This is a genomic window from Rhodococcus sp. MEB032 (assembly GCF_030208925.1).
Classification (GTDB): domain Bacteria; phylum Actinomycetota; class Actinomycetes; order Mycobacteriales; family Mycobacteriaceae; genus Rhodococcus_F; species Rhodococcus_F qingshengii.
This window is the reverse complement of record NZ_JARVSY010000007.1, coordinates 383,958-408,955: the sequence shown is the minus strand read 5'-3', so window position 1 is coordinate 408,955 and position 24,998 is coordinate 383,958. Positions and strand designations below refer to the sequence as shown.

22 protein-coding genes and 1 tRNA gene are annotated in these 24,998 nt (G+C 62.4%); 12 read left to right on the top strand and 11 right to left on the bottom strand.

Annotated elements, in window-relative coordinates:
• Positions 1 to 35: 35 nt before the first annotated feature.
• Genes QRN54_RS08765 through prfB form a run of 3 tightly spaced genes read right to left on the bottom strand, consistent with a single transcriptional unit; the run spans position 36 to position 2,531 of the window.
• Positions 36 to 521, bottom strand: coding sequence for an Rv3103c transmembrane domain-containing protein (locus QRN54_RS08765; protein ID WP_007731286.1), 486 nt, complete (start codon positions 519 to 521; stop codon positions 36 to 38).
• Positions 518 to 1,402: a mechanosensitive ion channel family protein gene (locus QRN54_RS08760; RefSeq protein WP_003942304.1), complete on the bottom strand. Its 885-nt coding sequence runs from the start codon at positions 1,400 to 1,402 to the stop codon at positions 518 to 520. The genes QRN54_RS08765 and QRN54_RS08760 overlap by 4 nt, the downstream gene beginning before the upstream one ends.
• A gap of 22 nt (positions 1,403 to 1,424) precedes the next feature.
• Complete coding sequence (gene prfB, locus QRN54_RS08755; protein WP_003942364.1) at positions 1,425 to 2,531, bottom strand: peptide chain release factor 2; 1,107 nt, start codon at positions 2,529 to 2,531, stop codon at positions 1,425 to 1,427.
• A 109-nt stretch (positions 2,532 to 2,640) separates the two neighbouring features.
• Between prfB and QRN54_RS08750 the strand changes: the two genes are divergently transcribed.
• From QRN54_RS08750 to QRN54_RS08740, 3 genes are all read left to right on the top strand, one after another.
• Complete coding sequence (locus tag QRN54_RS08750) at positions 2,641 to 3,135, top strand: beta-class carbonic anhydrase (protein ID WP_007731285.1); 495 nt, start codon at positions 2,641 to 2,643, stop codon at positions 3,133 to 3,135.
• Between the two features lie 19 nt (positions 3,136 to 3,154).
• Positions 3,155 to 3,937, top strand: a complete 783-nt coding sequence (gene hisN, locus QRN54_RS08745) for a histidinol-phosphatase (protein WP_007731284.1) — start codon at positions 3,155 to 3,157, stop codon at positions 3,935 to 3,937.
• Positions 3,938 to 4,073: 136 nt separating this feature from the next.
• Complete coding sequence (locus QRN54_RS08740; RefSeq protein ID WP_070160148.1) at positions 4,074 to 5,612, top strand: multicopper oxidase family protein; 1,539 nt, start codon at positions 4,074 to 4,076, stop codon at positions 5,610 to 5,612.
• Here the strand turns inward: QRN54_RS08740 and QRN54_RS08735 are convergent.
• Both QRN54_RS08735 and QRN54_RS08730 read right to left on the bottom strand, forming a co-directional pair.
• Positions 5,606 to 6,244, bottom strand: a complete 639-nt coding sequence (locus QRN54_RS08735) for a response regulator (protein WP_030534984.1) — start codon at positions 6,242 to 6,244, stop codon at positions 5,606 to 5,608. The two genes, QRN54_RS08740 and QRN54_RS08735, sit on opposite strands and share 7 nt — an antisense overlap.
• Positions 6,241 to 7,386 (bottom strand): sensor histidine kinase, encoded by a 1,146-nt coding sequence (locus QRN54_RS08730; RefSeq protein ID WP_256261657.1) that lies wholly within the window; start codon positions 7,384 to 7,386, stop codon positions 6,241 to 6,243. The genes QRN54_RS08735 and QRN54_RS08730 overlap by 4 nt, the downstream gene beginning before the upstream one ends.
• Before the next feature lie 103 nt (positions 7,387 to 7,489).
• Between QRN54_RS08730 and QRN54_RS08725 the strand changes: the two genes are divergently transcribed.
• From QRN54_RS08725 to QRN54_RS08715, 3 genes are all read left to right on the top strand, one after another.
• A complete protein-coding gene (locus QRN54_RS08725) occupies positions 7,490 to 8,938 on the top strand; it encodes an acyl-CoA dehydrogenase family protein (protein WP_073512822.1) in 1,449 nt (482 codons plus the stop codon).
• Positions 8,939 to 8,965: 27 nt separating this feature from the next.
• Positions 8,966 to 10,171 (top strand): acyl-CoA dehydrogenase family protein, encoded by a 1,206-nt coding sequence (locus QRN54_RS08720; protein WP_003942363.1) that lies wholly within the window; start codon positions 8,966 to 8,968, stop codon positions 10,169 to 10,171.
• A gap of 156 nt (positions 10,172 to 10,327) precedes the next feature.
• Entirely contained in the window at positions 10,328 to 11,962 is a 1,635-nt protein-coding gene (locus tag QRN54_RS08715; RefSeq protein WP_003942348.1) for an acyl-CoA synthetase, read from the top strand.
• Positions 11,963 to 11,968: 6 nt separating this feature from the next.
• On the opposite strand, the gene QRN54_RS08710 is transcribed toward QRN54_RS08715, so the two are convergent.
• The 3 genes from QRN54_RS08710 to QRN54_RS08700 are packed head-to-tail and all read right to left on the bottom strand — an operon-like array spanning position 11,969 to position 15,521.
• On the bottom strand, positions 11,969 to 13,297 hold the full coding sequence (locus QRN54_RS08710; protein ID WP_073512803.1) for an amidohydrolase family protein: 1,329 nt from the start codon (positions 13,295 to 13,297) through the stop codon (positions 11,969 to 11,971).
• A 40-nt stretch (positions 13,298 to 13,337) separates the two neighbouring features.
• Positions 13,338 to 14,315, bottom strand: a complete 978-nt coding sequence (locus QRN54_RS08705; protein ID WP_003942293.1) for an isopenicillin N synthase family dioxygenase — start codon at positions 14,313 to 14,315, stop codon at positions 13,338 to 13,340.
• A gap of 15 nt (positions 14,316 to 14,330) precedes the next feature.
• The gene (locus QRN54_RS08700; protein ID WP_003942310.1) at positions 14,331 to 15,521 is read right to left on the bottom strand and encodes a hypothetical protein; all 1,191 of its coding nucleotides are present in this window, start codon (positions 15,519 to 15,521) and stop codon (positions 14,331 to 14,333) included.
• Positions 15,522 to 15,772: 251 nt separating this feature from the next.
• Between QRN54_RS08700 and QRN54_RS08695 the strand changes: the two genes are divergently transcribed.
• The 4 genes from QRN54_RS08695 to QRN54_RS08680 are packed head-to-tail and all read left to right on the top strand — an operon-like array spanning position 15,773 to position 19,216.
• Positions 15,773 to 16,555, top strand: coding sequence for an ABC transporter ATP-binding protein (locus QRN54_RS08695; protein ID WP_003942349.1), 783 nt, complete (start codon positions 15,773 to 15,775; stop codon positions 16,553 to 16,555).
• Positions 16,552 to 17,457, top strand: coding sequence for an ABC transporter permease (locus tag QRN54_RS08690; RefSeq protein WP_007731277.1), 906 nt, complete (start codon positions 16,552 to 16,554; stop codon positions 17,455 to 17,457). The genes QRN54_RS08695 and QRN54_RS08690 overlap by 4 nt, the downstream gene beginning before the upstream one ends.
• Positions 17,454 to 18,524 (top strand): isopenicillin N synthase family dioxygenase, encoded by a 1,071-nt coding sequence (locus tag QRN54_RS08685; RefSeq protein ID WP_073512804.1) that lies wholly within the window; start codon positions 17,454 to 17,456, stop codon positions 18,522 to 18,524. The genes QRN54_RS08690 and QRN54_RS08685 overlap by 4 nt, the downstream gene beginning before the upstream one ends.
• Before the next feature lie 47 nt (positions 18,525 to 18,571).
• Entirely contained in the window at positions 18,572 to 19,216 is a 645-nt protein-coding gene (locus QRN54_RS08680) for a GntR family transcriptional regulator (RefSeq protein WP_007731273.1), read from the top strand.
• A 4-nt stretch (positions 19,217 to 19,220) separates the two neighbouring features.
• Here QRN54_RS08680 and QRN54_RS08675 read toward each other — a convergent pair whose 3' ends face one another.
• Both QRN54_RS08675 and QRN54_RS08670 read right to left on the bottom strand, forming a co-directional pair.
• Positions 19,221 to 19,997: an esterase/lipase family protein gene (locus QRN54_RS08675; protein WP_073512805.1), complete on the bottom strand. Its 777-nt coding sequence runs from the start codon at positions 19,995 to 19,997 to the stop codon at positions 19,221 to 19,223.
• Positions 19,998 to 20,070: 73 nt separating this feature from the next.
• Positions 20,071 to 20,144: transfer RNA gene (locus tag QRN54_RS08670), tRNA-Met, on the bottom strand.
• 450 nt (positions 20,145 to 20,594) lie between these two features.
• On the opposite strand from QRN54_RS08670, the gene QRN54_RS08665 reads away from it, so the two are divergent.
• Positions 20,595 to 21,149 carry a transglycosylase family protein gene (locus QRN54_RS08665; RefSeq protein WP_003942299.1) on the top strand — a complete coding sequence of 185 codons (555 nt, stop codon included), beginning with the start codon at positions 20,595 to 20,597 and terminating at the stop codon, positions 21,147 to 21,149.
• A gap of 88 nt (positions 21,150 to 21,237) precedes the next feature.
• Here the strand turns inward: QRN54_RS08665 and QRN54_RS08660 are convergent, their stop codons facing one another.
• Positions 21,238 to 24,213 carry a UPF0182 family protein gene (locus QRN54_RS08660; RefSeq protein WP_030534991.1) on the bottom strand — a complete coding sequence of 992 codons (2,976 nt, stop codon included), beginning with the start codon at positions 24,211 to 24,213 and terminating at the stop codon, positions 21,238 to 21,240.
• Positions 24,214 to 24,381: 168 nt separating this feature from the next.
• Between QRN54_RS08660 and QRN54_RS08655 the strand changes: the two genes are divergently transcribed.
• Positions 24,382 to 24,984 carry a PPA1309 family protein gene (locus QRN54_RS08655; RefSeq protein WP_003942343.1) on the top strand — a complete coding sequence of 201 codons (603 nt, stop codon included), beginning with the start codon at positions 24,382 to 24,384 and terminating at the stop codon, positions 24,982 to 24,984.
• Positions 24,985 to 24,998 lie beyond the last annotated feature (14 nt).

Below are 24,998 nucleotides of genomic sequence, written 5' to 3'. Positions count from 1 at the left end.
GGTGACCTTGGCGCCACGCGCGAGCACCCTCGTCCTTATCCGGTACCGGTGGTCGCGGGTGACTGCGGCACAGACGTCGGTGCCTGCATCGCCGCGCCAGGTTGGGGAACGGTCGTCGTCGCCGGAGTGGTCGGCACCGTGGTCGCGGACTGTTCGGCGTTGCCCGGCGCAGGCGCGGGACCCGAAGTCGGAGTCGGAGAACCTGAGCTGCCCGTGCTCGATTCCGGAGACTGGGTCTCGGACGTAGTCGTCGGCTCGGTCGAGGACGGCACGGGGGTCGTCGTCGACGGTTTGACCGAGGGCGCGACGTAAGGCTCGGTCTGCGACGTGTCCACGCTGGGCGGTGGTGTCACTGCGGTCGGGTCCTCAGGATTGAGATACGTATGCAACAGATACGTCAATATCCACGCCACGATGAGAATGAAGGTAGAGGTTCGCATCCGGCCGCCGAAAATCCGGGACGGGAGCCAGTCCAGGTGAAACAGTCGGTCGAGTCCGCGGCGCGGTTCCTGATCGGTCATTCGCTCGCCTCCTCGGTCCGTACGGTGTGCAGATCCGGTGACACCGTGATCCCCTGACGTCGCAGTGCTGCGGCGACGCGGACGCGAAGAGCGCGTCCGACCTGGAACTGTTTGCCAGGGAGTGTGCGCGCGACCATCCGCACGTTGACCTGATCGACCTCCAGGCTTTCGACGCCCATGACCGTGGGCTCGTCGAGCAGCAGTTTCTTGAGTCCGCGGTCGGCCATCGCGTCGACTCCGACCTGGCGAAGCACCTCGTTGACCCGGGTGAGATCGGCGGTCGCCGGAACCGGAACGTCGATGACGGCGCGTGCCCAATCCTTGGACAGGTTGGTCGCTTTCACGATCTGCCCGTTGGGAACGGTGATGACCTCGCCGTCGGAGTTCCGCATTCGCGTCACGCGCAGGGTCACGTCCTCGATGACACCCTCGGCGTCGTCGGAGGAGCCGGTGATCGCAAGTCGCACGGTGTCACCGAAGCCGTACTGACGTTCGGTGATGATGAAGAAACCGGCAAGAATGTCCTGCACGACGCGCTGTGCACCGAAACCGAGCGCCGCACCGAGAACGGTCGCCGGCGCGACGAGACTTCCGATCGGCAGGTTCAGTTGGTCGAGAACCTTCAGCGTCGCGATCACGTAGATGAACGTGATGACCACCCAGGTGATGACCTGCGCGACCGAGTGACGATGCTTGGTCGCCTCGGAACGAACCAGCGCATCGCCCAACTGATAGTTGGAGTCGATCTGGTCGGTGACCTTGTTGCCTCCCCAACTGACCAACCGGGCGAGAATCATCGCCCCGAGCACGGTCATGAGGACGGACAAACCGGTGGTTTGAAGCCAATCGAGCAGGTTCTGCCCAGGTCGAAGTAAAGTCATCGTGCCTTTCGGTATCCGAACGCTATGCGGACTGGTTCTCGCTCATGCGCCAGCGGATGCCGGCCTCGAGGAACCCGTCGATGTCGCCGTCGAGCACTGCCGACGGGTTGTTGACCTCGTACTCGGTACGCAGGTCCTTGACCATCTGGTACGGATGCAGAACATAGGAGCGCATCTGGTTGCCCCACGAGCTGCCGCTGTCGCCCTTGAGCGCATCCATCTCGGCGCGCTCTTCCTGACGCTTGACCGCGAGCAGTTTTGCCTGCAGGACGCGCATCGCCGACACCTTGTTCTGGAGCTGCGACTTCTCGTTCTGACAGGTGACGACGATTCCCGTCGGGATGTGCGTGAGTCGAACGGCGGAGTCCGTCGTGTTGACCGACTGGCCGCCGGGACCGGACGAGCGGTAGACGTCGACGCGGATGTCGTTCTCGTTGATCTCGATGTGGTCGGTCGTCTCGACGACCGGCAGTACCTCGACCTCGGCGAACGACGTCTGACGGCGCCCCTGGTTGTCGAAGGGGCTGATGCGAACGAGCCGGTGGGTGCCCATCTCGACGGACAACGTGCCGTACGTGTACGGGCCTTTGATCGCGAACGTCGCGCTCTTGAGTCCGGCTTCTTCGGCGTACGACGTGTCGTAGACCTCGACGCCGTAGTCGTGCTTCTCCGCCCAGCGGATGTACATACGCATGAGCATCTCGGCCCAGTCTGCAGCGTCGATACCGCCGGCACCGGAGCGGATGTTGATGAGCGCGTCGCGCTCGTCGTACTCGCCCGAGAGCATGGTCTTGACTTCCATCGCCGCGATGTCGTCTCGCAGGCTCGCGCGCTCGGCGTCGGCGTCGGCCACCGCGTCGGGGCCTTCGTCTTCTGCCAGTTCGTAGAGGATCGGCATCTCGTCGAGTCGCTCGCGTAGTGCCACGATCCGGCGCAGCTCGGCCTGCGCGTGGGAGAGCTGGCTCGTGACCTGCTGGGCGTGTTCCTGGTCGTTCCACAGACCCGGGTCGGCTGCCTGGTGCTCGAGCTCGTCGATGCGTCGGCGCAGCTCCTCGACGTCCACAACCGATTCGCAGGTGCGAAGGGTGGTGTCGAGGGCGTTCAGGTCTGCAATTACGTCGGGATGCACGGTTCTCAAGGCTACCGGGTGCCGACCTCGGCCCTGCCGCCCGTCACGTATTGGGATCACCGGGACTGGAAGCCTTGCCAACGTCGCTCCGAGGGAACCTACTGGAACGATGACTGTCACCGACGAATACCTGCAGAACAACGCCGCCTACGCCGAGCAGTTCACCGGACCGCTCCCCCTCCCACCCAGCAAACACGTCGCCGTACTCGCCTGCATGGACGCCCGCATCGACGTCTATCGGGTGCTGGGAATCAAGGAAGGCGAATCGCACGTCATCCGCAATGCGGGTGGAGTCGTCACCGACGACGAGATCCGATCCCTGGCCATCAGCCAGCGTCTGCTGGGAACTACCGAGATCATCCTCATCCACCACACCGACTGCGGAATGCTGACGTTCACCGACGACGACTTCAAGCGATCCATCCAGGACGAGATCGGCATCAAACCAAATTGGGCTGCCGAATCGTTTCCCGACATCGACGAGGACGTCCGTCAGTCGTTGAAGCGCATCGAGAACAGTCCGTTCGTCACCGCGACGACCTCCCTACGCGGATTCGTCTTCGACGTCGCAACCGGAAAGCTGAACGAGGTCCTCCCCGATTGAGCCGGTAGGTTGTGTACCCGTGACCGATCGCGCATCCGACCTCGCACTCGCCCTCCGTATCGCCGACGAGGCTGACGCGATCACTCGCGCCCGCTTCGGCGCCCTCGACCTTCGAGTGGACGACAAGCCGGACCTCACCCCCGTCTCCGACGCCGATCTGGCTGTCGAGCGAGCAGTGCGCGCGACGCTCGGTGAGCATCGTCCTGCGGATTCCGTACTCGGCGAGGAATTCGGCGGCGACGCAGTCTTCGAGGGCAGACAGTGGGTGGTCGACCCCATCGACGGGACCAAGAACTTCGTCCGCAACGTACCGGTGTGGGCCACGCTGATCAGCTTGCTCGAGGACGGCGTCCCGGTCATCGGCGTCGTGAGCGCACCTGCACTGAATCGGCGATGGTGGGCTGCAACAGGTTTGGGTGCACATACTTCCTTCGGGGACAGTGATGCGCGGGCGATCCAGGTATCCGCCGTCGATCGCAGCGAGTCAGCGAGCCTGAGCTTCTCGAGCCTCTCGGGGTGGAAGGACCGCGGAATTCGCGATCAGTTCGTCGAACTCACCGACCACGTCTGGCGCGTGCGCGGTTACGGGGACTTCTTCTCCTACTGCCTCGTGGCCGAAGGCGCCGTCGACATTGCTGCCGAACCCGAGGTTTCCCTGTGGGATCTGGCAGCGCTCGACGTATTGGTCCGTGAGGCCGGCGGCGCGTTCACCGATCTGGACGGCGGCGCAGGTCCGCACGGCGGCAGCGCGGTCGCCACCAACGGACTGCTGCACGAAGACGTTCTGGCCCGCCTGCGGTAACACCCGAGTACCAGAACATCCCACCCGCCGCAAGGGTCCGAGGGAGGAATTCCGACAGGCCCGTCGGCAGGATTCGGCACGACATCTCGGCCCGTTGACTGGAAGTAGTTGATCACGCACTACTTCCAGGAGAACGATGAACCGGATTTCCAGGCGCACGATTCTGTTCGGTCTGGCCGCAGCGCCCCTCGGGCTCGCGGTGGGCTGCGGCGCCGACCCGGCAGCGAAGAGCGCCACGTTGGCGGTGGCCGGAACTTCGCGTCCGCTACCGATTCCGCCGCTTGCCGAATCCACCGTCGACGACGCCGGTGTTCGCCACTTCACACTTCGTGCCGGTGCCGGGACCACCGAGATCGTCGCGGGAAAACTCACCGACACTTGGGGTTTCAACGGATCCATTCTGGGGCCGACCGTCCGCGCCGAACGCGGAGAATCTGTCGCATTCACGATCGACAACACACTGGCAGAGCCCACGACCGTCCATTGGCACGGCATGCATCTGCCCGCCCGATACGACGGCGGCCCGCACCAGACCATCGAAGCCGGCGGACGCTGGGAACCGGCGTGGACGATCGGCCAGTCGGCGTCGACGCTCTGGTATCACCCACACCCGCACGGATCCACCGAACGGCACGTGCAGCGCGGTCTCGCCGGACTGTTCCTGATCGACGACGCCGACACGCGGGCGTTGGACATCCCCAAAACCTATGGTGTCGACGATGTTCCGCTGATCATCCAGGATCGTCGATTCCTCGCCGACGGCAGCTTCGACGAATCGGATCCGACCGACATAGGCCTGCTCGGCGACACGATCGTCACCAACGGCATCTCCGACGCCTACCTCGACGTCACCACCGGGGTCGTCCGGTTACGCATTCTGAACGGCTCTTCCGGCCGTCTCTACAACCTGGGGTTCCCCGACGACCGCACGTTCGATCTGATTGCCACCGACGGCGGACTGCTCGAATCACCTATTGCGATCAAGCGGATTCAGCTCAGCCCCGGCGAACGAGCCGAGATCGTGGTTCGCGTCGACCCCGGTGCGACGACCACACTGGTGTCGTTCCCGATCGAGGACGGCGGTGGCGTGAGTTCCTCCGACGCCGAGAACTTCGGCATGAACGACCGCTTCGACATCCTCGAACTGCGGGGCGTTGCCAGCCGCGCGTCACGGTCGACTCTCCCGGCGCAGTTGGCCGTACTGCCGCGTCTGGATCCGTCGAAGGCAAGCGTTTCCCGAACCTTCGATCTGCAGTGGTACATGATCAACGGGCAACGAATGGACATGAACCGCATCGACTTCGAGGCCGAGGTCGGCGCGACCGAGGTGTGGACGATCACCAACAAGGACAACTGGCCACACAATTTCCATGTCCACGACGTACAGTTCCAGATCCTCGACGTCGACGGTCGCACTCCTCCGCCGCACTTGCGCGGACTCAAGGACACTGTTTACACACCACCGGGCAGTAGGATTCGCGTCGCGCTGCAGTGGTCCGAGTACACCGATCCCACGTTCCCGTACATGTTCCACTGCCACCTGCTGATGCACGAGGACCAAGGGATGATGGGCCAATTCCTCGTCCTCGAACCGGGGCAGAAGGCGGCTCCGATGCAGATGGACATGCCGATGGACATGCCGATGCCTTCGTCTGGTTCGCACTCCGGTCACTGAAAGTTCTGCAAGTGGTACACGGCGAGGCGAACCCGATTGTCGCAACCGGTCTTCGACATCAGGTTCGCCACGTGCGTCTTCACCGTGGTCACACCGAGATGCAGCGTGTCCGCGATCTCCTGATTGCTCTTCCCTTCTGCCACCAGTGCGAGGACCTGCGATTCGCGATCGGTCAACGGAACCTTGTCCGTCACAGCAGTGTCTGCGATACCACCGATCACCGCTCGATCCACAACCCGGCGGAGAAGTTCCGGAGTGAACACCATCTCGCCCTCGGCGATCCGCCGAATGGCACCGAGCAACTCGGCGGGTTCGGTGTCCTTGACGAAGAATCCCGAAGCCCCCGCGGCGAGTGCGGGATACAGATGATCGTCGTCGTCGAAGGTGGTCAGCACGAGAATGCGCGCTCGACGACCGGCCTTGACGATCTGCTGGGTGGCGCCGATCCCGTCCAGCCCGGGCATTCTCAAATCCATCAGAATCACGTCGGGATCCAATTCTGCAGCGAGCGCTACCGCCTCGACGCCGTTCGACGCCTCACCGGCCACGGTCATGTCCTCGGCTGCCGCGCACAGCATCCGCAAACCGGCGCGCACAAGTCGCTGGTCGTCGACGATCAGCACGCTGATCACGAGACATCGCCCGAGACAACGAGTGGAATACTCACGTGCACTTCCCATTTCCCGTCACTGTTGGTGCCGGCGGTCATCTCGCCGCCGACCAACTCCGCACGCTCCTGCATTCCCACCAGGCCATGACCTGCACTCCGAGGCGATCCCTCGACGTGGTTGACAACCCTGACATGCACCCGGTTGTCTTCGCGACCGACCGAGACCGATACCAGCCCCTTCTTGTCGCCGTGCTTCATGACGTTGGTCAGTGATTCCTGAATCACCCGCAACAACGTCAGCCTCCCGATCGCGTCGAGATCGGCTGCGCCTGACTCGACATTCTCCTGGGCATCGAAGACTGCCTGCACCTCGAAACCCGCCGCACGCACACGATCTATCGCCGCCTCGATTTCCGCCTCGACGGCATCCGGCTCGACCAGAGCGACCTCACCGAGCGAAGGATCACGAAGTGCGACCAGGAGGCGACGGATATCGGCCAGCGCATCGGACGCAGTCCCACGCACATCCGCGAGGACCTCACGCACGGCCTCGTCCTGGGGCGCCAAGACATGTTGAGCCACGCCGATTCTCAGGACGATCGATGCCATGTGGTGCGCAACCAGGTCGTGCAGTTCGCGGGCGAGCGCACTGCGCTCCGCAGCGCGGGTCTGCGCAAGATTGTTCGCGGCCAATTCACGCTGCGAGCGTAGATACAGCCCGAGCAGTAGTGGCAACCCCACGTACGCAAGCACTTTCACAGCCGTCGTGACAGACCAGAACGCTTCGTGAGATTCGAACCAGATCCCCGCGAGCACCGAACCGCACCATCCTGCTGCCGATACGGCAACCATTTCTCTACGCTCGGCCCGCATCGTGACGTCGACGACGGCGACCGCCCCGAGATACGGAACAAGCTCGGACAGCCCCCAGGCGTCGGCGACGAACATCGGAACGGCGAGCGCCGAGATGACCAGGGACGCGAAGACCGGCCATCGACGGCCGACGGCGAAGGCGAGCGCCGACAGCATCGACAGAATCCAGTAGGTGAGGGGAACTCGATACTCCCCCGGATACGTGCTGGCGATCAACAGGCACGGGACCACCACCAACGGCGTGTAGCGCACGTACCGCTGTATCCGATCTGGCACCTCTGTCCGGTTCACCCCTCGAGCCTATGACGCGCATCATTTCGCGGTTTCTCGACAACAGACCTTACTGATGAGTAAGATAAGGATCGTCCAACGCCCCAACACCGAGAAACAGCTGGTGATCATGACCAAGCAAGACAGTGTTGCCCCCGACAGGAGCGCTCAGCGCAGCGAATCGGGCGCGCAGCGCGGCGGCGCCAAGGGTGCGCCCCGCGACACGTCCGCCGTCGGCCTGAACCCGATCAAACGCGACGCCATGGGCGCAGCCATGCGTGTGCTTACCAAGATCACCGGTTCGGAACTGGCCGAGAAGTTCAATCTGCGTCAGACCATCGATCGCGTGACCTACGAGGGCACCAAGACGGGCTTCAAAACCCTGGGTGCCGCCACTCGAGGATTCCAGAAGGTCTCGGGCAACGGCGCACCCAAGCGCCTGCCCGACAACCCGAGCAAGAACGCCGACTACTTCGATCTGACCCCCGACGACGACCAGAAGATGATCGTCGAGACCGTGCGCGAGTTCGCGGCCGAGATCCTGCGTCCCGCAGCGCACGACGCCGACGGCGCAGCGCAGGCACCCGCCGATCTCTCCAAGCGCGCAGCCGAGCTCGGCATCACGCTGATCAATGTTCCCGAAGAACTCGACGGAGCAGCTGCCGATCGCGGCGCAGTCACCAATTCTCTTGTTGCCGAGGCACTTGCGCACGGAGACATGGGGCTTGCACTTCCGATCCTCGCACCCAGCGGTGTTGCAGTCGCACTGACGCAGTGGGGCACCGACGCGCAGCAGAAGACCTACCTTCCGGCCTTCACCGGCGAGCAGGTCCCCGGCGCAGCAGTGGTGGTCAACGAACCACGCGCACTGTTCGATCCGTTCGCCCTGCAGACCAAGGCAGTTCGCTCCCCCAGCGGCTACAAGCTCAACGGCGTCAAGAGCTTGGTGCCCGCCGCGGCTACGTCCGAGCTCTTCGTCATCGCCGCAGAACTCGACGGCAAGCCGTCCTTCTTCATCGTCGAATCCGACACCAAGGGACTCGTCGTCGAAGCAGATCCCAGCATGGGACTGCGCGCCGCAGGCCTGGGTCGCCTGATCCTCACCGATGTCGCTGTGCCGGAGTCCGCACTGCTCGGCGACGGTGACGCCGAGCAGCGCAAGGCCGAATACGCCGACGCGATTCGCCTGGCTCGCCTCGGTTGGGCGTCCATGGCCGTCGGCACCAGCCAGGCAGTTCTCGACTACGTGATTCCGTACGTCAACGAGCGCGAAGCGTTCGGCGAGCCGATCAGCCACCGCCAGGCGGTTGCCTTCATGGTCGCCAACATCGGCATCGAACTCGACGGACTGCGCCTGGTCACGCTTCGGGGCGCTTCACGCGCCGAGCAGGGCTTGTCCTTCGCTCGCGAATCCGCTCTGGCCCGGAAGCTGGCTTCCGAGAAGGGCATGCAGATCGGCCTCGACGGTGTGCAACTCCTCGGTGGACACGGGTTCACCAAGGAACACCCGGTCGAGCGCTGGTACCGCGACCTCCGTGCCATCGGCGTTGCCGAGGGCATCGTCCTCATCTGACGCCGCTGAACTTCCAGGAGAACCACGATGATCAACCTCGAACTTCCCAAGAAGCTCAAAGCATCAGCGAACCAGGCACATCAGGTCGCGGCGCAGATCTTCCGACCCATTTCACGTAAGTACGATCTCGCTGAGCACGAGTACCCCGTCGAGCTCGACACCATGGCCGCCATGGTGGAAGGCCTCTCCGATTCCGGTGGAGACATCGGCGGCGCCAGCGGCGGACGGTCCGACGCCAGCGCCAAGGGCGGCAACGCCAACGGCGGCAACATGTCTGCGCTCCTCAACTCGCTCGAAACATCTTGGGGCGACGTCGGACTCATGCTCTCGATCCCCTACCAAGGGCTCGGCAACGCCGCGATCGCCGCAGTGTCCACCGACGAACAGCTCGAACGTTTCGGCAAGGTGTGGGCCTCGATGGCCATCACCGAACCGAGCTTCGGTTCCGACTCCGCCGCAGTGACCACCACCGCCGTTCTCGACGGCGACGAGTGGGTTCTCAACGGCGAGAAGATCTTCGTCACCGCCGGTGAGCGTTCGACGCACATCGTCGTGTGGGCATCGGTCGACAAGTCGAAGGGCCGAGCGGCCATCAAGTCGTTCGTCGTTCCGCGTGACGCACCGGGCCTGAGCGTTGCTCGCCTCGAGCACAAGCTGGGCATCAAGGCCTCCGACACCGCAGTACTCCTGCTCCAGGATTGCCGCATTCCCGCGGACAACATCCTCGGCAGCCCGGAGGTCAACGTGGAGCAGGGCTTTGCCGGCGTCATGCAGACGTTCGACAACACCCGGCCCCTCGTTGCAGCCATGGCCGTCGGCGTCGGACGCGCAGCTCTCGAAGAACTGCGCGGCATCCTGACCGAAGCCGGTGTCGAGATCTCCTACGACACACCGGTCTACAACCAGCATGCAGCTGCAGCCGAGTTCATCCGTTTGGAAGCCGACTGGGAGGCCGCGTACCTGCTGTCTCTGCGCGCGGCGTGGATGGCCGACAACAAGAAGCCGAACTCGCTCGAAGCGTCCATGTCCAAGGCGAAGGCCGGCCGCACCGGCACCGACGTGACGCTCAAGGCAGTCGAGTTGGCCGGCACTTACGGCTACTCGCAGCGCCCGTTGCTCGAGAAGTGGGGCCGCGACTCGAAGATTCTCGACATCTTCGAGGGCACCCAGCAGATCCAGCAGCTGATCGTCGCACGCCGTCTACTCGGAAAGTCGTCCGCCGAACTGAAGTGACGGTCGCACGGACCAGATCCCGAAACACTCCGCCCCGCCACCTTTCGAGGTGGCGGGGCGGAGTGCTCGGTCGCCATCGTGAAACTTCACCACCGAAACCTGATTGCGCATTAGTGTGTAATCAGTCCTACAACGACGCTGGGAAGAGGTTCACGTATGCCCGGATTGGTCACCAAGGTCACTGACACCATCGGCGCGGCGGGGGTTATGTTCCGAGCCGGACTCGTCCCGTTCCCTCGCCTCGATCGCGGACTCAAATCCATTGCAGCCGTGGACAAGTACGGACCCTTTGCCGGGCCGGTCCATGCACACGCCGAGAACGGCTACGATGCGGTGGCGATCATCGACGAGCGCGGACCCATCACCTATGCCGAGCTCGAGCGTCAGAGCAACGCGTTGGTCCGGGCGTGGCAGGCCGACGGCATCACCTCCGACTCCGTCATGGGTGCGATGTGCCGTAACCATCGAGGCTTGGTCCTGACCATGCTGGCGGCAGCAAAGAACGGAACGAAGCTCGTTCTCATGAACACGGGCTTCGCTCGGCCCCAACTCGTGGACGTCGCAGCGCGTGAGAAGGTTGTCGCCTTCGTCTACGACGACGAGTTCGCGGACATCGCCGATGCCTTGCCGGACGACGTCGTCGTCTATCGTTCCTGGCCAGAGGGCACAGCCGCTGACGGTTCCACGGCAGCTACTCTCGACGAGGCCATCGCCGGACGCACCACGTCGTCGGTGCCGGCACCCGAGAAGAACGGTGGCTTCGTCCTCCTCACCAGCGGCACAACGGGAACTCCCAAGGGTGCGCCGCGTGGCCACACCTCCCCTCTCGCGTCGGCACAGTTCCTCGACCGCGTGCCGTTGCGCCGCGGACAGACCATGATGATGGCGGCCCCCGCCTTCCACGGAACCGGTGTCTCGCAGTTCGCTCTCGCGTTGGCGCTCGGCCAGACCGTCGTCATGCATCGAAAGTTCGATCCGGAGAACACGATCAAGCTTGTCGCCCAGTACAAGTGCGACAGTCTGGTCGTGGTCCCGACGATGCTCACTCGCATCATCGACCTCGGTCCCGACGTGCTGTCCAAGTACGACACGTCGAACCTGAAGATCATCTTCTCGGCAGGTTCGTCACTCTCGCCCGACCTGTGCAAGCGAGTCACGGCCTCGTTCGGGTACGTCCTCTACAACCTGTACGGATCCACCGAGGTCGCAGTGGCCACGGTCGCGACTCCCGAGGATCTGACCATTGCGCCGGGAACCGCGGGCCGCGCTCCGGTGACCTGTCACGTCGAACTGTTCGACGAGAACAACAAGAAGATCACCACCCCACACACGATCGGCAGGATCTTCGTCGCCAGCGGGCTGAGCTTCGAGGGATACACCGACGGGCGCGACAAGGAACGTATCGACGGACTTCTCTCGACCGGCGACGTCGGACACTTCGACGCCAACGGCCTCCTCTTCGTCGACGGCCGCGACGACGACATGATCGTCTCCGGTGGCGAGAACGTCTACCCGCTCGAAGTCGAGAACCTGCTCGCCGATCGAGAGGACGTCTTGGAAGCGGCAGTCATCGGAGTCGAGGACGCCGACTTCGGGCACCGCCTGCGAGCTTTTGTCGTCGTCGCCCACGGCGCCGACCAGAACTCCGACGAGCTGAAGGATCACGTCCGGTCGAATCTCGCGCGCTACAAGGTTCCCCGCGAGATCGTCTTCATCGACGAACTTCCCCGCAACGCCACCGGAAAGCTGTTGCGCCGCGTCCTGATCGAGATGGAGATCAGCGAAGACTGAGCACAGTCACAAAGCGCTGAGCGTGCGGATCAATTCCGCCTCGTCGACGCGAGTCGAGTGCCCGTCGCGGAGCACGACCTCGCCCGCAACCAACACCGTGTCCACTATCTGACGACTGCCCGTCGTGAGAATGGACGCACCCGGATCTCGCACCGGGAGGCAACCGAAGTCGCGTTCGAACCGAATCATGGTGAGGTCGGCGGGATCGCCCACGGAGATCCCGCCGGACCTGGCCGGCAGACCGAGTGCTGCGTTTGCACCGCCGGATGCGATGTCGATCATGGCTTCGAAGCCGAGCAGGTCGGCACGGCCGCGCGCGGCTCGCTGCACATAGGCGCCGGTGCGCAGCGTCTCGAGCATGTCCTGAGTATCGTTGCTGGCTGCGCCGTCCACACCCAACCCCACCGCGATCCCCGCGTCGAGGAAACTCGGGACGGGCGCGATTCCGCTACCGAGCCGCATGTTGCTGACGGGGTTGTACGACACTCCGACGCCGCGCTCCGCCAGCACCTTCTGACCACGGTCGTCGAGTTCGACGCAGTGGACCGCCAGCACCCGGTCCCACAAGAACCCATGGGAATCCAGGTAGTCGACCGCGTTCATGCCCGCGTGTTCGGTACACATCGTGTTGTCGGTCTGCGTCTCGAGCAGGTGAATCGAGACCGTCAGGTCGCGAGCCTGCGCGAACTCACGCACTTCCGACATCCCATCCGGGGTCAGCGAACGTGGGTTCGGTACCGCGACTGCCACGTCGACGCGGGAACCTGCGACGTCGCGCATCATCTGATCCGTATGTGCGAGAACGTCTCCGAGTGGTTGCAAGAGCCGCGGATCGAAGCCCCACTTCCTCGTCTTGTCCGCCCGGTCTGCGGTTCCGCGTCCCAGTACGGCACGAATCCCGGTGTCGTGCAACGCCCGGATCACAGCGTCGTGAACCTCGCTGGACGGATGCGGCCACATGTGTTCGACCAGGGTGGTCGTACCGCTGCGCAATGCCTCCAGCGAGGCTGCGACAGTGGCCGTGTATGCGCGCTCCGGCGTGATCTGAACCGACTCTTCTGCGACCGCGAGTAGCCATTCGAGAAGCGGTGTCCCTTCGGCGATCCCACGCATCAGTGACTGCTGAAGGTGCGTATGGGTGTTGACGAAGCCAGGGATCAGATACGCCCCCGATCCGTCCACACTTCCAGGTGTGGCGGTGCCGGTCGACTTCTCGATCGATTCGACCACCCCTTTCGAGACGACGACGTCGTGGCCGGTCAGCCATTGCCCGCCGCTGTACAACGTCACGTCCCGGATGATCGCGTCGGTCATGTTCTTGGGCGCGGTAGTCATCGCCAGTTCTCCTGAAAGTGTGTGACGGAACGGATACGGATCAACGCGCGAAGTTCGCGCGTACTCGCTGGTCGATGTAGTCCTCGGCAGTGATCGGCGGGTACTTGCCCGCCGGCCCCTCGATGGTCACGTCGCGGTTCGCCTGAGCGAAGAACGCGAGGCTGTAGCGGGCTCCCCGATAGTCGGTGACTCCGGGACTCTTGACTCGATGAAAATTCGACGGCAGGACGTCATCACTCCATCTCATCAGCATGTCGCCGATGTTGCAGGTGATCGCTTCCTCAGCCGGCACCACCGACGTCCATTCCTGGGTGTCCATCTCCTTGCCCGGGCACAGTTGCAAGCCGCCCTGACCGTCACGCTGGAAAAGCAATGTCAGGCAATCGAAATCGGTGTGTGCTCCGGCACGCCACATCCCTTCGACATCTGCGTCGGCGGCAAGGGGGAAGTAGTGGAGTAGTCGCAGTGTGCTCTGGTAGGTGTCCACCGACGGGTCATGTGCCCTGGTGAAGAAGTCTCGTTCGAATCCCAGCTTCTCGGCGAAGCACGACAACAGGTCCATCGCAATGCCCCAGCACTTGGCTTCGAAGTCCAGGATCGTTTCGCGGAATCCGCCCAATTCGTCTGCAGTGGGCCACAGATCACCCATATGCGGGCGGGTCACCTGGTAGGACTCTTTCTGATCAGGTGTTCCGATGGACGGACGCACCTGCGTCATGCTCTCCCAGCCGGAGTTGAAACCCTTCTTGAGCGGATACTGCGCTTTGACCTCGGTGGGCAGTGCAAAGAATCGCTCGGCCGCCGCGAAGGCCTCGCGGACCTGGTCCAGATCGATCCCGTGATTGACGATTTGGAAGAATCCGATGTCGGTCGCTGCCGACCACAACTCCTCGGCGATCTCGCTGCGCCGGTTCTCGAAATCCGAGAGATCGATTCTTCGGACCTCGCGGTCGGTGGTCTCCGTGCCCAGGCCACCCATGCGGGTCTCGCGGTTGAGTTCTGTCATGTCGTAAGTCATTTGCTGTCAGCTCCTTCAGCGGATTCCGATGGACCGATCGGTGAACTTGTCGGTGTAGATCGCTTCTGCAGTCAATGACTGCGGTATCGCCGCACCCCCGGCGTTCAGGATGGGCTTCAGTTCTTCGACGGTGTGAGCGACTCGCGTCATGTCGAACGTGCCGACGGATCCGTCCGCCTCGTTCGCGATCAGGCCCTTCTCTTTCAAGAGTTGGGCACTGAACGCTGCTTCACCCTCGGTGTAGGGAGAGAACGACACGTCCTGCGAGACGACGTCGACAATGGCAGCATTCGCCGTATCCGGCGCAGTGATGTAGTCCGCGGTGGCCTGCTGAATGATCGGAACCAGCTTGCTCAAACACGGGGAGAGTGTCTCGACCTTGTCGGCACGAACGGAAACATTGGACGCGTAGATGTCGAAACCCGAATCTTTCAGCAGGTCATAGGAAACCGGCTTGTCCCACGCCGGCGTCTCCTTCTCGTACGTGTACGGTTCCGAATTCGCGAATCCTTGCTGAGCGATGGTCGGGTCACCGACAAATCGCGAGGGAGCTCCGTCGTAGCTCGTGTCGAGCTGAGACTGCTTCAGTAGGCCTTTCGCCACGAGCCACTGCGGAAACAGTTGCTCCTTGGAAACGACGACACTCGCGTCGGACTTGCCGATATCGGCAACACTCGCCCATTCCGGATGAGACTCTTTGTCCCACATGAGGATTGCCGGGCTGTACTTGAGCAATGGCGTGACGGCCACAACGGGCTGACTTGCCGCTGCCGCGATCACCTGATCGCCGTGCACCAAGCCGAGAGTGATCGAATCGTCGACGTACATCTGGGAGCTGACGGATTGGAACCCGATTGCCGGTCCCCCGGCCCGCAAGGTCAAGTCGACTCCGGTGTCCTTCCCTCCGGCGACAAGAGTCCCGCTGACGGACTTGTCGTCGGTGTCGACCGAATAGCCGGGACCAAGCATCTCGAAGAGCGCTCCCATATCCGACTGCGGCTGCCATTGGAGTTGAACCACAACGTTTTCCGGACAGAGACCCGCTAGGTTCTGAGCCTCGGCAGCTGGTTCGAGAGATTCAGCCTTGGCCGTCTCAGCCTCACTGGAGCTGCACGCAGTCAATCCGATGGCTGCACACATGGCCAGTGCCGCGCCGGCCGCTCCCACACTTCTGCGATTGGAATGCACCTTGCGATTTGAATACACAGCGTCTCCTTCGTGAAAACAATTGGGATGTGGGCGAACCAGGAAGGATGATCCGATGTGCACACTCTGCAGCACATGGATTACATGCAATCGACTAGTTGTTTCCATCAGGTAACGCGCGCCAGGATTCTCGCTTCACCTGCAATGTCACCTCACATTTACATTCAGCAATCTAGGCGACATACATGCAATTCAAGATGGTTCATACATCTTGAAGAACTTTTGCATGCATTATCGAACCGGAGGCTCAGATGGAACTCGCGAACACGATGCAGGATGCCGACGCTCGCAAGCTCACCGCACCGATGCAGATGGTCTTTTCCGATGTCGTCAAGAAGTTCGATACCGGCACTGTCGCGCTGGACGGCATCGATCTGAACGTGGAGCGAGGAGACTTCGTCGCCGTGGTCGGACCCTCCGGCTGCGGCAAGTCGACTTTGTTGCGCATGGCGGCCGGCCTCGAGCGACCGACCAGCGGCGCGGTTGCCCTCGACACCGAATCAGTTGGCTTCATCTTCCAGGAGCCGACTCTCCTCCCCTGGCGAACCGTGCAGGCCAACGTCGAATTGTCCGCCGAACTCGGTGGCGGCGACAAAGCAGCCCGAAAGTTGCGCGCCGACGAGGCAATTCGCGCAGTGGGCCTGGCGGACTTTGCGAAACAACTGCCCAACGCGTTGTCGGGCGGAATGAAGATGCGTGTCTCGTTGGCGCGAGCGCTCACCCTCGCACCTGCTGTGATGCTGCTCGACGAACCTTTCGGTGCTCTCGACGAGATGACACGACTGGAGATGCAGGTAGAGCTGCAAAGGCTCTACACCGACAAGGGGTTCACCTCGATGTTCATCACGCACTCGGTATCCGAGGCCGTGTACCTCGCAAACAAGGTGGTCGTCATGACCGCCCGGCCCGGACGAATCCATTCGGTCGTGGACATCGATTTCCCGTACCCGCGTAGCCCGGAACTGCGCTACGACGCCCGATACACCGAACACGTCGCCGAGATCTCGGCCAGTCTCCATGGGAGCTCACGATGACCGAAGTCCTTGCAGTGCAACAGGGCACCACCGCACGCAATTCCGCCGTTCGCACTGATTCTGCGACCGCCGCGCGAGCACAGTCACAGCCCGGACGGCCCTCGCGAATGAGAGCGCTCGGCACCTTCCTGCTCTATCCGCTGCTCTCACTTGCCGGCGCGGTCGCAGCGTGGTCGATCGTCAGCTACCTCGTTCTCTCCCCGGAACGTCGATTTCTCCTTCCGCCGCCGAGTCAAGTACTGACAAAGTCGCTACTCGACTGGAAACACCTCTCTCCCATGCTCGAAGCCCTCGCAGTGACGGCACAGGTAGCACTGGTCGGCTTCGTGGTCGCGGTGGCAGTCGGCGTCGGAACCGGCGTGCTGATGAGCCAGGCCAAGTGGATCGAGCGGATCGTCTATCCCTATGCCGTTGTGCTGCAGGTCATTCCCATCCTCGCCATCGTCCCCCTCATCGGGCTCTGGTTCGGCTACGGCATGACCGCGCGCACCCTGGTGTGCGTTCTCATCGCAGCCTTCCCGATCATCACCAACACACACTTCGGATTGCAATCGGTCGATCGCGGACTGCACGAACTGTTCACCCTCGGCCGCGCGTCCCGTTGGGATCGATTGGTGAAACTCGAACTGCGAGCGGCAATGCCGGCTATTCTCACCGGCATCCGCACCGCCTCCGGCCTTGTTGTCGTCGGTGCCATCATCGGCGACATGTTCTTCGCCAAAGGACAACCCGGGATCGGAACGCTGCTCGACGTCTACCGAAGCCGCCTTCAGTCCGAGGATCTGATCGCCGCGATCGTGATCGCGTCGGTGTTCGGTGTCCTCGTCTTCTCTGCCTTTGGATTCCTCTCACGTGTGCTCGTCGGTAAGTGGCACACGTCCGGCCGCAAGGACTTTAAATGACCCACGAAACTCCTGTCTTCGAGATCCCTGCGATCGATATCAGCCCGTACCTCCGCGGCGAGGCAGCGGTTGCAAACGCCACCAACAGCACTGCCTGTGCGGAAGTGGCAGCTCAACTCGATCGCGCGTGCCGGGAGGTCGGATTCATACAGATTGTCGGACACAGCATTCCACGATCGGCGACCGAAAGACTGGCCGACGCTCTCGACGAGTTCTTTGCTCTCCCACTGACGGTGAAGAACAACTATCGCCGTCCCTCGTCCGAGAACCGCGGCTACTCACCACCGAAATCGGAATCACTCAGCATGAGCCTGGGCGTCGCCGCTGCGAACCAGATGAACGATTTCTACGAAGCAATAGTCGTGGGCACAGAGGTGAGCGACTATCCGGGCGTCGACCTACCCGAGTCCAGCTACGCCGCCAACACCTGGCCCGTGGCCGCGCCCGGATTCCGACCGGCAATCGAAGAGTATTTCCGTCATGCCCAGGGCTTGGCACGAATCCTGATGTGCGCCTTTACCGACGCTCTCGGATTGCAGCCCGGGTACTTCGATTCGATGCTCGACCATTCGATCGACGCGATGAAGATGAACAACTACGCACTGCCCGAGGGCGAGATCCGCATCTCCGGCGACATGACGGGAATGGGCGCTCACACCGACTTCGGAATCTTGACCATCCTGTGGGCAGATCAAGTTCCGGGCCTTCAAGTTCTGAGTGCCGACGGCGTATGGCACGACGTCCAACCTGCCGACGGCGCACTCTTGATCAACCTCGGCGACGCGATGGCACGCTGGACGAACGACCGATGGCGCTCGACAGTGCACCGAGTCGACCCACCTATCGTCGATGGTCAGATCATCCGACGTCGCTCTGCCGCATTCTTTTTCGACGGGAACTACGACGCCGTCATCGAAGCACTGCCAGGGACTCTCACACCGGGCGAAGTGGGATACCCGCCGATCACGATCGCTGAGAACATCGCGGCCAAAGTGGCCGGACTGAAAGGCGCGACGGCGCCCGACGTCGACAGTCGCAACGCTGACCGGGTGCGCGCCGCTGGATAGCGCTCCCGGGTACCGTCGACATCGTGCAGGATCGAAGTGAGGACAAGATGACCACCACCGAACGAGCTTTACTCACCGAGTCTGTGCACGAGACACTTCGCGAACTGATCTTTTCGGGAGAGCTGGCGCCGGGGACACCACTGAGTGTTCCCGCGCTGGCGAGCAAGCTCAATGTCAGTCGAACGCCGGTCCGCGAGGCCGTGCAGCAGTTGATCTACGAGGGCATCGCCGTCCACACACGGAATGCGGGTGCAAAAGTCGATTCGCTGGACGCGGAGTCTCTGCGCGCGGTCTTCGAGGTGCGTGAGGTACTCGACGGTCTCGCGGCGTTCAACGCCACGGCCAATGCCACGCACGAAACCGTGTCACAGCTGAACAAGATGGTGCAGGTGCAACGCGAACTTCTCGAGAGCCCGCCGGATCAGCGTCGGGATTCGAAGCTCGACCTCGAGTTTCACACCTTGATTCGTGAGACTGCATGCAATCACCCACTCAGCGAAGCCCTGCATCGTCTGGATGGACAGTCACATCTCTACCGTTCGGACATGTGGAGCCTCGAGCTCAATCGGCGGATCGCCGTCACCGAGCACGCACGTATAGTCGCGGCCATCGAATCGGGTGACGCCTTGGGGGCGAGGACTGCCGCGAGCGCACACGTAGCCGGGCTACTCGTCCGAACAACCCGGACCTGAAGCTTTACCGAAATGACGGAAACAGTGTGTCAGGCCAGGTGATGTCGCCGTCGTTCTCGTCCACGAACGTACCGACACAGTCGCGCCCCAAAGCGCTGATCGCTCCCGAGATGACCTCTGGATGCTCGAGCTCGGTGAGGTGGTCTCCTCCGGTTCCGGCCCCGGGAACGCCATCGACGTACACCCGGCACTGGCCCCCGTCCAACCGACCGTCCGCCCACTCGCCCGAACTCTGCACCACCGAATAGTAGGCAGATCCAGGAGTGTCCTCACCGGCATTGAGCTTGGTGAGAACTTCGGAGAACATGCAGGTGTCGTAACCGTCGGCAGGGCCTTGTACGCAGCCACCGGGGCTACCGTACTGTGGCGCACCGATGGCGACGAATGAATCCACTACTTCGGAGCCACCGAGGAACTTCGCGTAGTACCGGGAGCTCAGTCCACCCGCACTGTGCGCGATCACCCCGACGGAGTCAGCGCCGGTAGCGTAGGAGCGAATCGAATCGGCAATCAGCTCGGCGTCGGCCGCAATCATCTTGCCGGGTGCATCGACGAAGTGTGTCTCGTAGCCCGCAGCGCTCAGTGCCTTGTCGAGGGCGCGGTAGGTCGCCTGGTGCGTTTCTCCCGAGTTGTAGAGCTGCTGCCCCGGAACGATGAAGACCACGCGCTTCGCATCGGTGATCCGCCCACCGGCGGCAGCGCTTCCTGCCGAGAACGCCAGAGCGGTGGTCACCAGCGAAGTAGACACCGCCATCGCCAAGAGAATCTTCGAGAGTCGCACGTCGCCACCCTACGACGGCTGCGCACAAAAAAGGACCGCCGCACTGGAATCCAGTGCGGCGGTCCTTTTCTAGTAGCGGGGACAGGATTTGAACCTGCGACCTCTGGGTTATGAGCCCAGCGAGCTACCGAGCTGCTCCACCCCGCGATGCATGGACAAAGTTACACGAGCAGGTGAACGGAACGCAAATCGCCTGCGCTGGAGCGAAATACACGCCTGAAAGTCGAGAAATCGGGTGACTGGGTTCACAAAATGCCCGTGAGCATCAACACATAACAAGCATGTAACGAACGTACGTCGAAACGGCATCGGAAAGTCTCTACCAGCACAAACGCTAAAATTTTGGGTCGAGAGCAGACCAGACAGTCCGGAAAATTGCGAATCGACCCTCGTTCGACGCTCCCGTACGGTCGGACCCGGCCCGAATCAACCGGGCGAACGCCGACCCGCCGCTGCTCCACTCTGCCCCGCGGGATCGAAACCCCCGAAACCTTCGAGGGGCAGAGACACGGAGAGACAAGCGCCCGGGAAAGTCAGCATCATCGCCGACCCGCAGGCCCGCCGATGTCAGCAAGCGCGGAGAGGATTTACCCCGACATGACGTACACCAGCATCAGCAAGCGTGCATTCGGCACATTGGCAGTAGCCGGCGCACTTGTCGCAGTGCCCCTCACCATGAGCACCGGCACCGCTTCCGCAGCCACCCACAACTGGGACGGCGTCGCACAGTGCGAGAGCGGTGGCGACTGGAACATCAACACCGGAAACGGCTACTACGGCGGCCTGCAGTTCTCGCAGAGCACCTGGACCGCCAACGGTGGCACCGGCTCGCCCGCCAACGCTTCCAAGGAAGAGCAGATCCGCGTCGCCGAGAACACCCTGCAGAGCCAGGGCCCCGGCGCATGGCCCGTCTGCGGCCAGCGTCTGACCGTCGCGAGCGAGCCTGCAGTCGAAGAAGCTCCCGCCGCAGCGCCGGCTCCCGTCGCCGAGGCACCCGCAGTTGCTCCCGCCATCGAGATCCCGGCCGAGCTCAAGCCCGCCGCACAGCAGGCTTACGACACCGCTCGTGACCTCGCCGGCCAGTACGGCTTCGCCGCACAGTTCCAGCAGCTCTCCGATGCCAACGCACCGATCGTTGCAGCACTGCGCTGATTCAGCTCGTACAGCTTCACCTGAGAACACAAGAAGGCCCGCCATCCGATCGGATGGCGGGCCTTCTGTGACTCACGAACGAGGTCGACTAACTGGGCGGCAGCGCCTGGTAAGCGTCAACCGCCTTCTGCAGGCGATCCAGCGCGGCTCCGTAACCACTGAAGTCACCAGTCTGTTGCGCAGACTTCAATGCATCCATGGCAGCGTTGACCTCTGCCAGAGCCTTCGACACATCTTCCGATGATGCCGGACCTGTAGGCGTCGTCGGCGCCGTCGGCGCGGGGGTGGTCCCGGTTCCCGCCGGCGGTTCCGTCGTGGCAGTTCCACCCGGTGCGGTGGCAGCACCCGCGGCTCCACCATTGTCGAAGACCTGATCGAGCGCCTCGGCCAACGTGGATGCGTAACCGACACGAACCCTGCTGCCAGCCTTCGCAGACTCCTGGTAACTCACCAGAACTCGGGAAAGCTGCGGGAACGAAGTCGTTGTGTTACTTCGCTCGGTATACATGGGCTCGACGTAGAGAATTCCACCCTCTGCGATCGGCAAGGCCAACTGGTTGCCGTATCGGATCGTGTTGGTTCTCTCCAGCAGTGCCTTCTCCGAGCCCACGCGAGCATCCGAGATCATCGAGTTCTGCGACTGTGACGGACCCTGCGTCTGTTTGTTGACGGGCAACTGCAGAACAGTGATCTTGCCGTAGTCCTTCGGATCCGAATTCACGGTGATGTAAGCCGACAGGAAGTCTCGCTGGAATCCCACCATCGGACTTGTGAGCCGGAACGACGGCGCGCCGGTTTCCTGGTCCCCCACCATCACGTAGTACGGCGGTTCATTTTCCTTCGAATTCTCCACCGTCGGCTCGTTGGGCACCGACCAGAAAGCGTTGTTGGTGAAGAACTCGGTCGGATTGTCGACGTGGTACTTCGCCAACATTTCCCGCTGAACCTTGAACAGGTCTTCGGGATAGCGGAAGTGTGCCCGCAGATCGTCCGAGATATCACTCTGCGGCTTGACCGTGTCCGGGAACACACCCTTCCACGCATTGAGTACCGGGTCGTTGTCGTCGACCTGATAGAGCGTCACGGTGCCGTCGTAGGCATCGACGGTTGCCTTGACCGAGTTGCGGATGTACGAGACTTCCTTCTTCGGCAACAAACGACCGGTCGTTGCATCCACACTGTCCGCGACCAGTCCGTCCAGCGAACTGCGCTGTGCGTACGGGTAGTTCTCCAGCGTGGTGTACGCATCGACGATCCAGACGATCTTGCCGTCGACTGCGGCCGGGTACGCATCTCCGTCAGTGGTCAACCACGGAGCAACCTGACCGACGCGATCGCGAGGATCACGGTTGTAGATGATCTTGGAATCCGAACCGACGGCACCCGAGAAGAGAATGTTCCTCTCCGTGTACTTCGCCGCGAAAGCCAAGCGATTGACCCAGTTTCCGATGGAGACGCCGCCGGAACCGGTGTAGGTGTACTTGGTCTGCTCCGTGTCGTATTCGCGAGCTTCCGAACCACCGGCACCACCGACGATTGCGTAGTCGTCAGCGCCTTGACCGATGACCTCGCCGTAGTAGATGCGCGGTTGATCGACCTTGATGACCTGTGTTCCCGCGTCCTGCGAGGCGATGTCGCTGACCGTGTAGATCGGGTAGCCCGCATTGTTGTTGTTCGCGTTGTCCTTCGTCGGGTCCAGGACCGGCGCAGTGATCTTGTTCGCCGGAGCGGCCACCAAGCCGTCGCCGTGGGTGTAGACCGTGTGCTTGTTGATCCAGTCCGTCTGGTTTCCCTGCAGGTTGTTCGGTGAGATCTCACGCGCCGCCACGATGTAGTCGCGCATCTCACCGTCGATGTCGTAGCGATCGATGTCGAGCGAGGGCGGGAACCCGTAGAAGTTCTGACGCTGTTGCTGCTGGGTGAAAGTGGGCGACAGAATGTTCGGATCGAGGAGACGAGCATTGGCAATAGTGGTGACGTCTGCCGGCACTTCGCGCGGAATTGCGTCGCCGTCACCCGAATAAGGCTGATATGTGACCTTGTCGTCCGTGATTCCGTAGGCCTGCCTGGTGGCCGCGATGTTTCGCTCGATGTACGTACTCTCCTTGTCCGCCGCGTTGGGCTTGACGGAGAACTGCTCGACGATCATCGGCCAGACTGCGCCTACGAGCACGGACGAGAGAACCAACAGAGCAACGGCCATAGCCGGGATACGAAGGTCGCGGGTGAAGATCGCAGCGAAGAAAGCCAAAGCACAGATGATCGCGATGGACATCAATATCAGCTTTGCCGGGAGCACAGCCATGATGTCCGTGTACCCCGGGCCGGTGAACGTCGGCTCTTTACGGCCGCTCGAAAGCAACGAGTAGCGATCGAGCCAGTATGCGACGGCCTTCAACAGCACGAAAGTGCCCGCCAGAACAGCCAACTGCACACGAGCGGCGGTAGTGAACGTCCCCGCTCGTCCGGCCAATTTGATTCCACCGAAAACGTAGTGGGTGATCAGATTTGCCACGAAAGCCAGCAGGATCGAGACGAACAACCAGTTGAGAACAAAACGGTAGAACGGCAGATCGAACGTGTAGAAGCTGACGTCCATGTTGAACTGCGGATCGGTGATCCCGAAAGCCTGGCCGTTAAGGAACAACTGGATAGTGACCCAGTTGGCCTGTGCGATGAGACCGGACAGGATGCCGATCGCTACCGGAATGATCACGCCGAAAAGACGAAGACGCGACATGACGGTGGTGCGGTAGCGCGCGATCGGATCATTAGGTCCGGAGACCGGGACGAACACCGGGCGTGCGCGGTACGCGAGAAGCATCGCGAGCCACACGATGGCTCCGACGACAATTCCGACGACCAGGAAGAGCACGAATCGCGTCAACAGAACCTTGGTGAAGACACCGCGGAAGCCGACTTCGCCGAACCACAACCAGTCCGTGTACATGCCGATCAGTCGCGGCCCCACGAGCAGCAAGGCCGCCACTACGACAGCCACCACCAACAAGATTCGACTGCGTCTGGACAGAGAGGGTAAACCTGCGGGGGGCCGCATGCCCACGTGCCACGCTCCAAGATTTGGCGACGCCGTGGCGTCGCAACCGATTGCATCGATCACTGCGGCCACGCCCGAGTGGACTTGGCCGTTTCCGACCACTCTACGTAACAACGGTCACGGGTTGACAACACGGAGAGCGGGGAGCCGGACAGAAGGTGGGAGGATGAACGCGTGAGTGAAGAGAATATGAGCAGATCACCGAGTGCCCTCGCCCGGTGCGTTCATGAAGTTGTCGACCACATCGACGCCGAAGGCTGGGATCAGCCGCCGAAGCTGTACGCGTTGGTACCCACCGAAATGCTCGCCGCGGCCGAACCCGGACTGCTCGACCAACTCGCCGAGGGCGCCGAATACACACCTATCGAACAGGAATCGCTTCCCGAGGACATCATCGGCGGTTCACGGGCACTCGACGAGTTCCTGGCAACGACGCATTGGCCCGAGTCCGTGCAGGGTTGCATCCTGGTGCAGGAGATCGTCGTCCTGCCGCCCGAGGCGGAATCGGATCTCGACCACGCCACGGCGCCGGTGTTGACCGATCAGCACGCGGCGGACGAAGTCGCTCGACTGACGGCCGACGCGCATCCCGATCGACGCGAGGCTCGACTGTTCGTCGGCGTGCTCCGTGACGGTCCCTCGCTGTCGCTCCTACAGATGCGTCCCGACGAGGATGCGGATCCGTACGGTGACTTGGAACTGCTCACCTACGACGGTCTTGCACCTCACCTCGTGCACGCCCTGTACGCGACGCTCGACGAGGTCGAAGAAGACTGACAGAGTCGTCGGCG